Origin of the sequence: Bradyrhizobium sp. 40, assembly GCF_023100925.1 — a bacterium.
Taxonomy (GTDB): domain Bacteria; phylum Pseudomonadota; class Alphaproteobacteria; order Rhizobiales; family Xanthobacteraceae; genus Bradyrhizobium.
Window position 1 is genome coordinate 1,444,068 of record NZ_CP064688.1, and the last position, 13,635, is coordinate 1,457,702.

Sequence of the window (13,635 nt, forward strand, 5' to 3'; positions counted from 1 at the left end):
CGCAAGGCCACGCTGTCGCGCTGTGAGACAGGTCACAAAATGATCAAGACTTCAAAGGGTTCCGCCAGCCACCGTGGCGCGTCCGCTCAGTGTTTCTTGGCGGGCTTTTTCGCCGCAGGCGCAGGTGTCGCAACCGGATGCGCAGGCGCTTCCTCGGGTACCTTGGCGTAGGTCAGGATTTGCAACTGGGCGTTGGCGGCCGCGGTCGGCCTGGCCCGGTCGAGAAACTGCTCCTCACCGAGGCCGATCGGATGCAGCCGCTTGGTCGAGATCTTGAACGTGTTCACCAGCACGTCGCGAATCGCGTCCGCCCGGCGCTGGCTCAGGATCGCGTTGGCCTCGCGCGTCTTCGCGTTGGATTCGACGTGGCCGACGATCAGGAACGTGTAGGGCAGCAGCGAGGCATGGACCAGCGCGTCGGCGAGGCGCCCGACGGTCTGGTAGGACGCCGGCTGGATGATCGGCGTGTCGGCGTCGAACTGGATCTGCGCGGTGAAGGTCGGCAAATTGACCAGATCGGGCGCGATCAGCGGCCGGTTCACCGGACCGGGATCGTTCTTGATCCTGGCCTTGGCCCGCTCCATCACCTGCAGCTTCAGCGCGGGAAGATCGATCTCGGCGGCTTGTTCGAAATGGTTGAGCTTGCCGACGATGTCGTCGCGGGTCGGCGGCGCCGTCTGCGCTTCGGCTGTGCCCGCGAGCAAAGCGAGGCCGAGCGCGATGCATATTCCGGCGGTGGTAAGCCTGGTCGTTGGCATCACCGATACCCCGCGTCGTCGACGGCCTTCAGGCAATTGTTGCTGATGCCCTTGGGCGTCGAGACCAGGCAGGGGACCGCCTTGCTGGTCTCCTTGGTCGAGCCGCCGCAGACCTTGACGATCTCGCGCTGGCAGACGTTCGCCACGGTGACACGGGCTGCGACGCGCTTCTGGATCGCGTCGAAGGCGCCGAGATAATCGCTCTGGCACTGCTGCGAGAGCACGTCGCGGTTGCGCGAGAGGCACTCCTTCAGGCGGGTCGAATCCGGGTTGACGCCGCGGCAATTGGCAACGATTTCCGCACCGCAACTTTTCGCAAGCATCCCGATCGCATCGCCAAAGCTCATGGTCTCCGCCGCCGCAAGCGACGGCATACCCAATGCCAGCAAGATCAGTGTGATGGAGCCCCGGACCATGGCCGCATCTGATACGGGGAAGTTCGCGGTGGTCAAGGGGCGTTCGGGCGAGAAGTGTCGAGAGTCCGACCAGTGCGGCGAACAGTCCTCACTCCGTGGCCTCAGTGAGGGGTGGCCATTCGATCAGGGCGACCGTGTGCTTCCCGAGCTCGTCGGCCACATCAGGGTCGGCCTTGAGCTCGTCCAATGTCCGCGGCGGGGGAAGCTGGCGGCCGTCCGCGATCAGTTCCTGTGCATAGAACGCGAGTGCCTCGGGCGCATTCTCCAGGGCCTCATCGACGTCGTCGCCGCCGGAAATGCAGCCGGGCAGGTCGGGAAACCACACGCCGACGGCTTCGTCCGGGCCGGCGTCCTCGATGATGGCGATGTAGTGCGGCATGCAGGCCTCACGCCCGCTGCACAAAACTGTCCACGACCTTCTTTTCCCCCGCCTTGTCGAAGGCGATGGTGAGCTTGTTGCCGTCGATCTTGGTGACGCGGCCATAGCCGAATTTCTGGTGGAAGACGCGGTCGGAGAGGGAGAATTCCGAGGTCGTGCCGGTGGATTTGGCCACCAGCTCGCCCTCGATCGTCAGCGGCCCGCGGCGACGCGAGGAGAAGCTGCCGAAATCGGGCGAGGACGACTGGGACGAAAACGACGAGGCTTGTTCCTCGAAGCTGCCGCGGCCGCCATTGCCGCCCCCGCCGCCGCCACGATTGCGATTGGCCTGGGCGCGCTGCCAGCCGGGGGTCGAATAGGTGGAGCCGAACGCTTCCATGTCGTCGAAGCGGGAGGCGCCGTAGCCGCCGGTGCCGCCCCAGGCCGAGCCGCCCTTGGATTCCGTGATCTCGACATTGGCGGCCGGCAATTCGTCGAGGAAGCGCGACGGGATCGTGGTCGACCAGGTGCCGTGGATCCGGCGGTTGGTCGCAAAGTAGATTTTGGCGCGGCGGCGGGCCCGGGTCAGGCCGACATGGCCGAGCCGGCGCTCTTCCTCGAGGCCGGCGCGGCCCTGTTCGTCCAGCGTGCGCTGGCTCGGAAACAGGCCTTCCTCCCAGCCGGGCAGGAATACGTTGTCGAATTCCAGCCCCTTGGCCGAATGCAGCGTCATCAGCGACACCGCGTCCTCATCGGCGCCGCTGTCGCGGTCCATCACCAGCGAGATGTGCTCGAGGAAGCCTTGTAGATTCTCGAACTCCTCCATCGAGCGCACCAGCTCCTTGAGGTTTTCGAGCCGGCCCGCGGCGTCCGCCGAACGGTCCTTCTGCCACATCTCGGTGTAGCCGCTCTCGTCGAGCACGATCTCGGCGAGCTCGGTGTGCGAAGTGACCTCGCGCTGGGCGCGCCAGCGGTCGAACTGCGCGACGACGTCGCGTAACGAGCCGCGCGCCTTCGGCTTCAGCTCGTCGGTCTCGACCACCGCGCGCGCCGCCTCGAACAGCGGAATGCGGCGCTTGCGGGCGTGGTCGTGCAGCATCTGCACGGTGGCATCGCCCAGGCCGCGCTTGGGCGTGTTGACGATGCGCTCGAAGGCGAGATCATCGGCCGGTGAATTGATGACGCGCAGATAGGCCAGCGCGTCGCGGATTTCGGCGCGCTCGTAGAAGCGCGGGCCGCCGATGACGCGATAGGGCAGGCCGAGCGTGACGAAGCGGTCTTCGAACTCGCGCATCTGGTAGGAGGCGCGAACGAGAATCGCGATCTCGTTGAGCTTGTCGCCCTGGCGCTGGATCTGCTCGATCTCCTCGCCGATGCCGCGGGCTTCCTCTTCCGAATCCCACGAGCCTGTCACCGTGACCTTCTCGCCGTCATGGTCTTCGGTGCGCAGCGTCTTGCCGAGCCGGCCCTCGTTGTGGGCGATCAAATGCGAGGCGGCGGCGAGGATGTGGCCGGTCGAGCGGTAGTTGCGCTCGAGGCGGATGACCTTGGCGCCGGGAAAATCATGGTCGAAACGAAGAATGTTGTCGACCTCCGCGCCACGCCAGCCATAGATCGACTGGTCGTCGTCGCCGACGCAGCAGATGTTTTTGACGTGGGTTTTTTCGTTCGCCGGAGGCGGCGCCACATCGTCATTCTCGGCATCACCGGGCCGATGCGAAGCGTCGAGACCCGGTGATCCATCTGGCGAAGAATCGATGGCTTGCCGGGGCAAGCCGGGCAATGACGGATTGGACGATGGCGCCTGTGACAACAACCGCAGCCATAGATATTGCGCGACGTTGGTGTCTTGATACTCGTCGACCAGGATGAATTTGAAGCGCTGCTGGTACTGCCGCAGGATATCCGGATGCTCGCGGAAGATGCGGATGTCCTCGAGCAGCAGATCGCCGAAATCGGCGGCGTTCAAAATCTTCAGCCGCTCCTGGTAGCTCGCATAGAGCTTGCCGCCCTTGCCGTTGGCGAACACGGCGGCTTCGCCCGACGGCACCTGCGACGGCGTCAGGCCGCGATTCTTCCAGCCGTCGATGAGGCCGGCGAGCATGCGCGCGGGCCAGCGCTTGTCGTCGATATTGTCGGCTTGCAGAAGCTGCTTGAGCAGTCGGACCTGATCGTCGACGTCGAGCACGGTGAAGTTCGACTTGAGCTGCGCCAGCTCGGCGTGGGTCCGCAGGATGCGCCCGCCGATGGAGTGGAAAGTGCCGAGCCACGGCATCCCTTCCACCGCATGACCGAGCATCTGACCCAGCCGGTGCTTCATCTCGCGCGCGGCCTTGTTGGTGAAGGTCACCGACAGGATTTCGGATGGGCGGGCGCGGCCCTGGCTCAGGATATGGGCGATGCGCGTGGTCAGCACGCGGGTCTTGCCGGTGCCGGCGCCGGCCAGCACCAGAACCGGGCCGTCCAGCGTTTCCACAGCCTCGCGCTGCTCCGGATTGAGCCCGGACAGGTATTGCGGGCCCACCGAGGCCCGCGCACGCGCGGCGATGCCGCCGGCTGCGGGCTGGTGGTCGGGGACGCTCTGGGACGTGATCTTGCTCGGCTCGGTCATGCGAATCATTTGCCCCACGTTGGCACCGCGGGGTGGTGAAAGGGGAGCCTTCTTAACAGGGATTGGTCCCTATATGGGGCCGCGGGCGGAGGTTTTCCACGTGCGCGGAAAGCCAATTTGTTCCTGCGGGTCAGGCGAATTTCCGGCCCTAGCGGCTCGGAACCATTGTTCCGAGTTGGCGATTGGTTCTGCAAGTGAGGCGCGTCAGGCGCGCCGATCGCAGACAGACATCGAAACAGAGGTTCGGATCATGCTTAGCTGGGTAGTGACGTTTCTGGTTATCGCCCTGATCGCCGGTATCCTGGGCTTTGGCGGCCTCGCCGGCGCGTCGATCGAAATCGCCAAGATCATCTTCTTCATCGCGGTCGTGTTGTTCCTGGTCTCGGCCGTTGTCGGTCTGGCCCGCGGCCGCACCAGGGTATAGCGCGCTTACCGCTTCGAGGGCATCGCCACGTTCCGGCCGATGCCCTCGGGCCGTGGCACCGCGCTGTGGGTCTTGACCACCGCTGCGATGCGCTCGCTTATGTCTGGCGGAAAAGCCGCCACCTTTCGTGAGCCCATGTCGATGTGAAGCGACATGTTCTCCGACGTGGCGGATACCCAGCCTTCGGTGGCGTGTCGCAGCTCCTGGAAGGTGTGAAGCCGCTTTTCGTCGGCTTCCAGCAACCAGACCGAGACCTGCACGGGATCGCCGAGGTGGATTTCGCGCAGATACCGCACGTGGCACTCGGCAGTGAAGGTCGAGCCGCCGCGCTCCTTCATGTAGCCCGGCCCGATCCCGAGCGTCAGCCACATCTGATCGATCGCGCGGTCGAACATCACGTTGTAATAGGCCATGTTGAGGTGGCCGTTGTAGTCGATCCATTGCGGCTCGATCTGCATGATCGAGGCGCGGAACGGCGCGCCCTCGATCGTTGTCGCAGCAGTCTCCGGCATGTGTCCTTCCCCAGCTATGCGTCCGGTCGCTTGACTTGACCGGTGAGATGTCCTTTGCCACGGTTCGTCTCGTCGGGAGGAACGTCCGTGGGTACGACCATCACCAATAATCCGCCGCGGCCGGCGCCGAAAGCCCTTGCGAGCGCGCTGGAGCAGCTTGCCGCGCGGTTCGGCAACCGCCTCATCACCTCGCAGGCCGTCCGCGAGCAGCACGGCCATACCACCACATGGATCGTGAACCAGCCGCCGGACGGCGTGGTGATGGCGCAGGAGACCGCCGACATCCAGGACGTGGTGCGGATCTGCGCGAAAAACGGCGTGCCCGTCATCGCCTTCGGCACCGGCACCTCGCTCGAGGGCCAGGTCAACGCACCCGCCGGCGGAATCTGCATCGACCTGCGCGACATGAACAAGGTGCTCGCGGTGCATGCCGAGGACCTCGACTGCGTGATCCAGCCCGGGGTCACCCGCAAGGCGCTGAACGAGCATCTGCGCGATCAAGGCCTGTTCTTCCCGATCGACCCCGGCGCGGACGCCTCTCTCGGCGGCATGGCCTCGACCCGCGCCTCCGGCACCAACGCGGTGCGCTACGGCACCATGCGCGATAGTGTGCTGGCGCTGAAAGTGGTCCGCGGCGACGGCGAGATCATCACGACCGGCACGCGCGCGAAGAAATCATCCGCCGGCTATGACCTGACGCATCTGTTCGTCGGCGCCGAGGGCACGCTCGGCATCATCTCGGAATTGACCATCCGTCTGCGCGGCATCCCCGATACCATCGCGGCCGGCGCGGTGTCGTTCGAGACCGTGCACGGGGCGTGTCAGGCCGTGATCCTGGCGATCCAGACCGGCATCCCCGTGGCGCGCATCGAGCTGCTCAACGCCGCGCAGGTACGGGCCTGCAACGCCTATTCGAAGCTGACGCTGCCGGAAACGCCGCTGCTGCTGATGGAATTCCACGGCAGCGAGATCGAGGTCGGCGAACAGTCCAAGGCCTTCGGCGAGATCGCAAAGGACTGCGGCGGCGGCGATTTCTCCTGGACCACCAAGCCGGAGGATCGCACAAAACTGTGGCAGGCGCGGCACGACGCCTACTGGTCGGTGAAGGCGCTGCGGCCCGGCGATAGCATCGGCGTGGTCGCGACCGACGTCTGCGTACCGATCTCGCGGCTTGCCGAATGTGTCGGCGAGACCGAGGAAGATCTCAAGCGGCTCAACCTGTTGTCGCCGATCGTGGGCCATGTCGGCGACGGCAATTTCCACTGCTCGCTGGTCTGCGACACCAACGATGCCGACGAGATGGCCCGCGGCGAGGAGTTCATGCATCGGCTGGTCGAGCGCGCGCAGGCGATGGACGGCACCTGCACGGGCGAGCACGGCATAGGCCAGGGCAAGCAGAAATACCTCAAGGCGGAGCTCGGCCCCGAGGCGATCGATGCGATGCGGGCGCTAAAAAAGGCGCTCGATCCGCAGAACATCTTCAATCCCGGCAAGATCGTACCGGAGGCGTAGCGCGCAGGCTCACCGCCGTTTATGCTCGCTCCCTCACCACGGAGCAGGCAATGCAGTGGTTCGCGCGCAAGACGCGTCAGGACATCTGGGACGAGGCGATCGAACGGCCGCTCGGCGATATCGAGGCCGCCGAGCGCATCCGTGCGATCTGTGACGCCGCCGCGGCGAGCGCGGCAGGGTCCGCGCGCAGCGACAAGCGCGACAGCGAGCGCTACGAGCGCGCGGCGAAGGTCGCGATGGAAATCGCGATGAAGATCGCGGACGGACTGATGCGCGACGACGCAGTCCGTCGCATCGTCGATCTCTGCATGACAGCGAACGACCTCAAGACGGCGCAAATCCTGTTTCGCGCGATCCATGCCAGCTGGATCCGCGAAACTGTGCAGCGGGATCATCCGACATTGGCGCAGTGAGCGCAGTTATTTCGCCAGCTTGCGCACGGCCTCGTCGACACTGTGGAAGACGTTCTCCCGGGGCAGGGCCTCGAACAATTTGAACCGCTCGAACGCGTCCTGCGCGCGCACCGATTCCAGCCGGGCCAGCGCGACCGTGACACCCTGTTCGCTGCACACCCTGAACACATCGAGCAGGATCTGTGCGGCGGTGAAGTCGATCTCGACCATGCCGCTCGCCTCCAGCACCAGCAGCTGCGGCGGCGTCGCGCCGAGCACCTTGGTCACGTCGCTGCGAAAGCCGGGCGCGTTGAGGAACGACAGCGGCGCCTGCAGCCCGATCACGGCGACTCCGGCGATGCGCTCGCCGGCGATGTGCGGATGCGCCGGCCACCAGATCGTGGTGCCCGGCACGCGCTCGAACTCGACGAGCCGCGCGCGCGTCGTGCTCCAGATGCCGTGCAGCAGCGACAGCACGATGCCGAGGAACGCACCCTGCTGGATCGGCAGCACGATGATCAGCGCGGCGGTGGCGGCGATCAGCAGGAATTCGCTCGGGGATTGGCGATAGATCGTGACGATCTGCTTCACGCGGATGATGCGTAGCGCGACGAACAGCAGGATGCCGCCGAGGGCTGCGTCCGGAACGTGCTGCAGCAATCCCGTTCCAAACGCGAGCAGCGCCAGCACGATCGCAGCGGCGGCGAGACCCGCGAGCTGCGACTGTCCGCCGGTCTCGGCGACAATGCCCGTCCGCGGCGGGCTGGCATTGACCGGAAACGCGCCGAACAGGCCCGACAGCGCGCTGCCGGCACCCACGCCGAGAAAATCGCGATCGACATCGGCCGGCTTGTCGGGATCGGACGGGAACGAGCGCGTCGTCGCCGCGGTCTGCACCATCACCACGACCGTGATGACAAACGCGAGCGGCACGAGGCGGACCCATTGCTCCGGTGCAAGCTCGGGGAAGGTCGGCCGCGGCAGCGTGCCCGGCACGAGGCCTACGACGTTGACGCCCTTGTTCTCGAGGCCGAGCGCGATCGTGGCCAGGGTCGCGGCGACGAGCCCGATCAGTGCGCCCGGAATTTTTGCGCTGATCTTCTCAGCGACGAAGACCACGGCAAGCACGCCGAAGCCGATGGACAACGTGAAGGGATTAGTGCGGCCGAGCTCGCTTGCGAGCACACCGATGCGATCGATCGTCGGTCCGCCCGGCGAGTCCAGGCCCAGCACGCCCGGCAATTGCGACACGATGATGTGGACGGAGATGCCGGCGAGGAAGCCGACCATGACGGGCACGGACAAGAGATTGGCGATGCCGCCAAGGCGGAAGGCGCCGCCCGCCAGCATCATCGCACCGACCATCAACGCCAGCGCGATTGCGAGGCCCTGATACTCAGGCGAGCCGGCGGCAGCCAGCGCCGCCAGTCCGCCGGCGAAGATCGGCGTGATCGTGGAATCGGCGCCGCAGGACAGGAAGCGGTTGCGGCCGAGCATCGCAAAGCCGAGCGATCCCGCCATGAAGGCGAAGAAGCCGATCTGCGGCGCGAAACCGCCGAGCCGCGCCGTGGCCATCTGCTCGGGAATCGCGATCGCCGCGAGCGTCAGGCCGGCCATCAAATCGCCCGGCAGCGAATAGGACGCGAGTGAGCGAAACAGCGGCCAAGCTGGCTTGGCGCGAGCGTCGTGCGGCATCGATGTGGAGTCCCCGGAAAGCCTGGCGTCAGTCGGTTAGACTACAGCATTTCCGTATCGGGAAGCAGCAGACGCAGTTTATCTCCATCCGTCGACGGAGGACAGATCTGTCCTCCGTATCTCGCGAGTGGGGTCTCAGTACCGGCCGCGGTCGTTGTGATAATCGCCGCCGCGGCCGCCGCCCATTCCCATGCCGATCCCGACACCGATGCCAATGCCCTGCATGATGGCGCCTGGCGGCGGGCCGCGATCCGGTGGCGGCGCGCGCTCGTAGATCACCTCATCAGGCGGCGGCCGGCGTTGCCTGGGCGGCGTGTCGACCACCTTGCGCTTCGGCGGGGTGTCGTCGACGCGCTTCTTGATCACGGGCGCGACCGCCGGGTTGACCGGCGAAGCCGGCGGTGTGGGCGTCGAGCACGGGCAGGTCGGGGCCATTGCGACGGCGACCGGGGCAGGAGCGGCCGCGACCACAGCAGGCAAGACGTAGTTGCGGTTCTGCACGCGGAGCAGCAGCCGGCGTGCGGTCGCAGCCAGATCGCTGTTGTCCCAGTTCGTCAGATAAGCCTCGAACGAGGCGCGGGTGTTGATCGCGGTGGCGCGCTCCCACGCCAGCATCTGGCGCCGGCGCTCCACGATCGTGCGCAGGCGCGGGGTACGGGTATCCTGGGCGTACAACTCGATATAGGCCTGATACGCCGGCACGGTGTCGTCGGTGATCACCATCTCATAGGCGACCATGGCCGGCTTGCCCTGCAAATCCTTGCGCCAGTCCTCGAGGCTGCGCGTGCCGCTCGCAAGTGCCATGGAAGATGCGCCAGGAAGCGCAGCCTGACTGCCGCTGCCGTCGCCGCCGAAGAACTTGAAGTCGGTCGTCAGCGACGAGCTTTCCCAGGGGATCTGGCGTCCGTCGGTCGATTGCGCCACGGCGACGCGAATGCGCTTGAACACTTCCTCGATCGGCAGATTGGGCTGCTTGGCGACGGTCAGCGCCGCGGTGGTGTAGGGGCTGTCGATGCCGGAGCCATCCTCGGCTTCGGAGCCCGGCGAGGTCGAATAGGAAATGAAGGAGCCCGGCGCGCCGGCCTTGGTGTCGACGATTGCAAGCCCGTGGCCGGCGCCGCTGAGCGCCGGGAACGGGTTGTTGCGGCAGGCATCGAGCATGAAGATGCGGGCTCGTGTCGGCAGCGCGCCGAGCGTGTTGAGCAAATCGTTGAGCCGCACACCCTGCAGCGGAATGTCGGCTTCGCGCTTGGGGTCGAGATCGACGGGAACGAGATAGTTCTCGCCGTCGATCTGGAGGCCGTGGCCGGCATAGAACACCAGCGCGACGGTGTCGGCGCCGCTGGCGCTGACCTTGCCGGCGAAATCCGAGATCGCCTGACGCATGTCGTTCTGCGCCAGATTGGATGCCGTGGTGACGGTGAAGCCGGCATTGCCGAGCAGCTCCGTCATGCCCTTGGCGTCGTTGGCTGCGTTGGGCAGTTCCGGCACGGTGCGATAGGCCGATTGACCGATCACGAGTGCGAGCCGCGCTTCGGCCGCCGCATCCGTGGGCGTCGTCAATTGCGTGAGCGCGAGAAGAGCGGATCCAAGAAACAAATTGCGAAGAACTGGACGGCGCATGGTGTCACCTCCATCGGCAATGCGCGCGATGATGTCACCTTTTCTAGATGGCCGCCATGCGTCTGTCTGTGCAGTGGATCACGTTGAGCTGCGGCAAAATGGGGCAGGAGGTCTGCCAGAGCCAGTGCGGCATCGTTCTGGCGCCATCCATGTGAATTGCGCATTGATCCATGCGCCAATTAGATTGATTGCCGATGCCGCGCGAAAGCATCCTCGCGCACAATGGACCCGATGCCGGTCTAAGCGAGAATCCCGCAAAAAACACGGTTGTTTCGCCGCGCGCGGATGCCGTCGATCTTCGCGACGCGCGCTTTGCGACCACCGGCCGCAAGCCTTGCCTGCGCCGTCGCTTTGGCCATACAGTCCGCGCAACGGGCTGCGGCACCGACCGTCGCTCGAAAAATAATAATTGGGGAGAAACCGCATTATGTCCATCGTGCCCGTGAACCGTCGCGCGTTCATCAAGTCGTCGACGGGACTTGCCGCCGGCCTCGTGTTCTCCCCCGCACTCATCGGCCGCGCCGAAGCCGCGACCTTGAAGCTGAAATGCTCCTCCTCGCTGCCGAACGATCCCAAATTCGCCAACGGCCGCGTCTATTACGACAATCTCGTGAAAAACCTGAAGGCGAACGGCCTCGGTGAACAGGTCGAGGTCGCGTTCTTTCCCGACAACCAATTGGGTCAGGAAATCGACGTCATCAACTCGGTGAAGCTCGGCGTCATCGATCTCATGGTCTCGGGCTCGTCGATCTCGGCCAATCTGGTGCCGCTGGTCGGGACCTTCGATCTCGGCTTCCTGTTCTCGAGCTTCCCGCAGCAGACCAAAGCGTTCGATTCGGGCGCCGCCAAGCCGATCGAGGAGGCGCTGCTCAAGGGCAGCAACATCCGCATCATCGCCTGGGCGTATAATTTCGGCTCGCGCAGCGTGCTGGCGCGGAAGCCCGTAAAGACGCCGGAAGATCTCGCCGGACTCAAGATCCGCACCCTGCCGAATCCCGTCATCACGGAATGCCTGCGCCTGATGGGCGCCGCCGCAACGCCGCTGGCCTTTGGCGAAATCTACACGGCGTTGCAGGCCGGCGTGCTGGACGGGCTCGAGCACGATCCGCCGACCATCCTGGCCAGCAAGTTCTTCGAAACGGCGAAATTCTATTCACTAACGCAGCACAATTTCTCGCCGCTCGCGATCTATTTCAGCGACGCGACCTACAATCGCATGGATCCGAAGCTGCGCGAGGGTTTCCTCGACGCCGCGAAGAAGGCTGCGGCCGACACGCGCACCCACGGGCTCGCGGTCGAGAAGGAGGCGCTGTCGGCTTTGACCGAGAAGGGCGTGACGGTGGCCGAATGCGACCGCGAGGCGTTCAAGAAGCGCGTCGCGCCGCAGATCGAGAACTTCATGAAGGCGCGGCCGGACTCCAAGGCCGTCATCGACATCATCCGCGCCACGCAGGCCTGACGTGGCAATGACAGCTGCCGTACCTCTCTCGGGCGGCCGCCACGGGAGCATCGCCCTGCTGCTTCGCGTCAGCGACGCGATCGCGGCCATTCTGCTGGCCGCGGATCTCGTCGTCGTCTGCGGTTCCGTGCTGCTGCGCTTCTGCTTCAACGCGCCGGTGGAGTGGTCCGACGACGTCGCGCGCGGCCTGATGGTCGGCTCGGCCTTCTTCGGCGCGGCGAGTGCGCTCGCGCGCGGCGAGAATGTCGGCGTCTCCTTCTTCCGCGACCTGGCTCCGGTACGGCTGCGCGCGCTGGTCGATGCCGCGAGTGCGCTGCTGGTGGTGCTGATCTCGGGCTACGTCGCCTACAACGCCATCAAGCTCGGCTCGCTGACGGCGGGCCAGACCACCGGATCCGGCTTGCCGCTGGAGCTGACCTTCTACCCGATGGGCGCCGGCGCGCTGTTCATGACGGTGTTCGCGATCGACCAGCTCGGCGCCGGGCCGCTCCCTGATATCGTCAGAGGCCTCGTCGCGATTGCCGTCGTGACCGGCCTCTATCTCGCCTGGGATTATCTGTCGCCGGCCACGGTGCCGTCAGCGGGCACGCTGATGCTGATCGGTTTCTTCGCGACGTTGGTCGGCGGCTTGCCGATCGGCTTTGCGCTGGCGCTGGCCGCGCTGATCTTCATCTGGGTGGAGGGCGCGCTGCCCGGCGTGATCTTCGCCCAGCAAATGGCGCGCGGCATCGACAATTTCGTGCTGCTCGCGATTCCGTTCTTTATTCTCGTCGGCTACCTCATGGAAGCCAACGGCATGTCGGTGCGGCTGATCGAGCTGTTGCAGCGCGGGGTCGGGCGCATGCGCGGCGGCCTCAACGTCGTGATGGTAGCCTCGATGGTGCTGTTCTCCGGCATCTCGGGTTCGAAGATGGCCGACGTCGCGGCGGTCGGCTCCGTGCTGATTCCGGCCGCGCGCCGCTCCAAGCAGAACCCGGGCGGTGCCGTGGCGCTGCTCGCGGCCTCCGCGGTGATGGCGGAGACCATTCCGCCCTGCATCAACCTGATCATCCTGGGTTTCGTCGCGAATTTGTCGATCGGTGGCCTGTTCGTCGCAGGGCTGCTACCGGCGGCGCTGATGGCGCTGGCCTTGATCGCGGTCTCCATCATCTTCGGCAAGACTCCAACTGAGACGCCAACTGATGCCGAGGACATCGCGCCGCAGATGCCGGTGTCGGGCCTGTGGAGCGGCGCGATCGCCTCGTTCGGCCTGATCTTCATGATCTTCTTCGGCTTTAAGAGCGGCTTTGCAACCGCCACGGAAATCTCGGCCTTTGCCGTGGCTTATGCACTCGTCGTCGGCAGTGTGGTGTTCCGCGAGCTCAGCTTCACATCGGCCGCGCACAGCTTCGTCCAGGGCGCGACGCGCGCGGGGCTCGTGCTGTTCATCGTTGCCGCAGCGCAATCGCTGGCGTTCACGCTGACCCTCCAGCAGGTGCCGCATGCGGTCGGCGATTTCATGCTGGGATTGTCCAAGACCAGCGGCACCTGGCTGTTCATCCTGCTCGCAATCGGCGTGTTGATCGTGATGGGCTCGGTGCTGGAGGGCGCGGCCGCGCTGATCATCTTCGGGCCGTTGCTGCTGCCGGTGGCCGTCCAGCTCGGCATTGATCCCCTGCATTTCGGCGTGGTGCTCGTGATCGCGATGGGCATCGGCCTGTTCGCGCCGCCGCTCGGGCTCGGGCTCTACGGCGCCTGCCTGATCGGCAACGTGCCGATCGAGCAGACGGTGAAGCCGATCATGGGCTATCTTGGCCTGTTATTCCTTTGCCTGCTTGTGATCGCGTTCGTGCCATGGCTCAGCACGGCATTGCCGCGCGCGTTCGGCTACTGAAG

General features: G+C 65.5%; 12 protein-coding genes. 5 read left to right on the forward strand and 7 right to left on the reverse strand.

Going from position 1 to position 13,635, the window contains the following annotated elements:
* Positions 1-86: 86 nt before the first annotated feature.
* From IVB40_RS06795 to IVB40_RS06810, 4 genes are all read right to left on the reverse strand, one after another.
* Positions 87-758, reverse strand: coding sequence for an OmpA family protein (locus tag IVB40_RS06795; RefSeq protein WP_247818432.1), 672 nt, complete (start codon positions 756-758; stop codon positions 87-89).
* A complete protein-coding gene (locus IVB40_RS06800; protein ID WP_247403018.1) occupies positions 758-1,174 on the reverse strand; it encodes a hypothetical protein in 417 nt (138 codons plus the stop codon). The genes IVB40_RS06795 and IVB40_RS06800 overlap by 1 nt, the downstream gene beginning before the upstream one ends.
* Positions 1,175-1,262: 88 nt before the next feature.
* Positions 1,263-1,553 carry a type II toxin-antitoxin system HicB family antitoxin gene (locus IVB40_RS06805; RefSeq protein WP_247401931.1) on the reverse strand — a complete coding sequence of 97 codons (291 nt, stop codon included), beginning with the start codon at positions 1,551-1,553 and terminating at the stop codon, positions 1,263-1,265.
* 7 nt (positions 1,554-1,560) lie between these two features.
* Positions 1,561-4,152: a UvrD-helicase domain-containing protein gene (locus tag IVB40_RS06810; RefSeq protein ID WP_247818433.1), complete on the reverse strand. Its 2,592-nt coding sequence runs from the start codon at positions 4,150-4,152 to the stop codon at positions 1,561-1,563.
* Positions 4,153-4,393: 241 nt separating this feature from the next.
* On the opposite strand from IVB40_RS06810, the gene IVB40_RS06815 reads away from it, so the two are divergent.
* Positions 4,394-4,567 carry a DUF1328 domain-containing protein gene (locus IVB40_RS06815; protein WP_007613448.1) on the forward strand — a complete coding sequence of 58 codons (174 nt, stop codon included), beginning with the start codon at positions 4,394-4,396 and terminating at the stop codon, positions 4,565-4,567.
* Between the two features lie 5 nt (positions 4,568-4,572).
* Here IVB40_RS06815 and IVB40_RS06820 read toward each other — a convergent pair whose 3' ends face one another.
* Positions 4,573-5,079, reverse strand: a complete 507-nt coding sequence (locus IVB40_RS06820; RefSeq protein WP_247818434.1) for a thioesterase family protein — start codon at positions 5,077-5,079, stop codon at positions 4,573-4,575.
* Between the two features lie 87 nt (positions 5,080-5,166).
* Here IVB40_RS06820 and IVB40_RS06825 point away from each other — a divergent pair, with 87 nt between their 5' ends.
* Both IVB40_RS06825 and IVB40_RS06830 read left to right on the forward strand, forming a co-directional pair.
* Positions 5,167-6,591, forward strand: a complete 1,425-nt coding sequence (locus IVB40_RS06825) for an FAD-linked oxidase C-terminal domain-containing protein (protein WP_063995261.1) — start codon at positions 5,167-5,169, stop codon at positions 6,589-6,591.
* Between the two features lie 50 nt (positions 6,592-6,641).
* Positions 6,642-7,004, forward strand: coding sequence for a hypothetical protein (locus tag IVB40_RS06830; protein ID WP_247818435.1), 363 nt, complete (start codon positions 6,642-6,644; stop codon positions 7,002-7,004).
* A gap of 6 nt (positions 7,005-7,010) precedes the next feature.
* On the opposite strand, the gene IVB40_RS06835 is transcribed toward IVB40_RS06830, so the two are convergent.
* Complete coding sequence (locus IVB40_RS06835; protein WP_247818436.1) at positions 7,011-8,678, reverse strand: SulP family inorganic anion transporter; 1,668 nt, start codon at positions 8,676-8,678, stop codon at positions 7,011-7,013.
* 135 nt (positions 8,679-8,813) lie between these two features.
* Complete coding sequence (locus IVB40_RS06840; RefSeq protein WP_247401941.1) at positions 8,814-10,301, reverse strand: caspase family protein; 1,488 nt, start codon at positions 10,299-10,301, stop codon at positions 8,814-8,816.
* A gap of 427 nt (positions 10,302-10,728) precedes the next feature.
* On the opposite strand from IVB40_RS06840, the gene IVB40_RS06845 reads away from it, so the two are divergent.
* Both IVB40_RS06845 and IVB40_RS06850 read left to right on the forward strand, forming a co-directional pair.
* Entirely contained in the window at positions 10,729-11,760 is a 1,032-nt protein-coding gene (locus IVB40_RS06845; RefSeq protein ID WP_247818437.1) for a TRAP transporter substrate-binding protein, read from the forward strand.
* Positions 11,761-11,767: 7 nt separating this feature from the next.
* On the forward strand, positions 11,768-13,633 hold the full coding sequence (locus IVB40_RS06850; protein WP_247818438.1) for a TRAP transporter large permease subunit: 1,866 nt from the start codon (positions 11,768-11,770) through the stop codon (positions 13,631-13,633).
* The last annotated feature ends 2 nt before the right edge of the window (positions 13,634-13,635 follow it).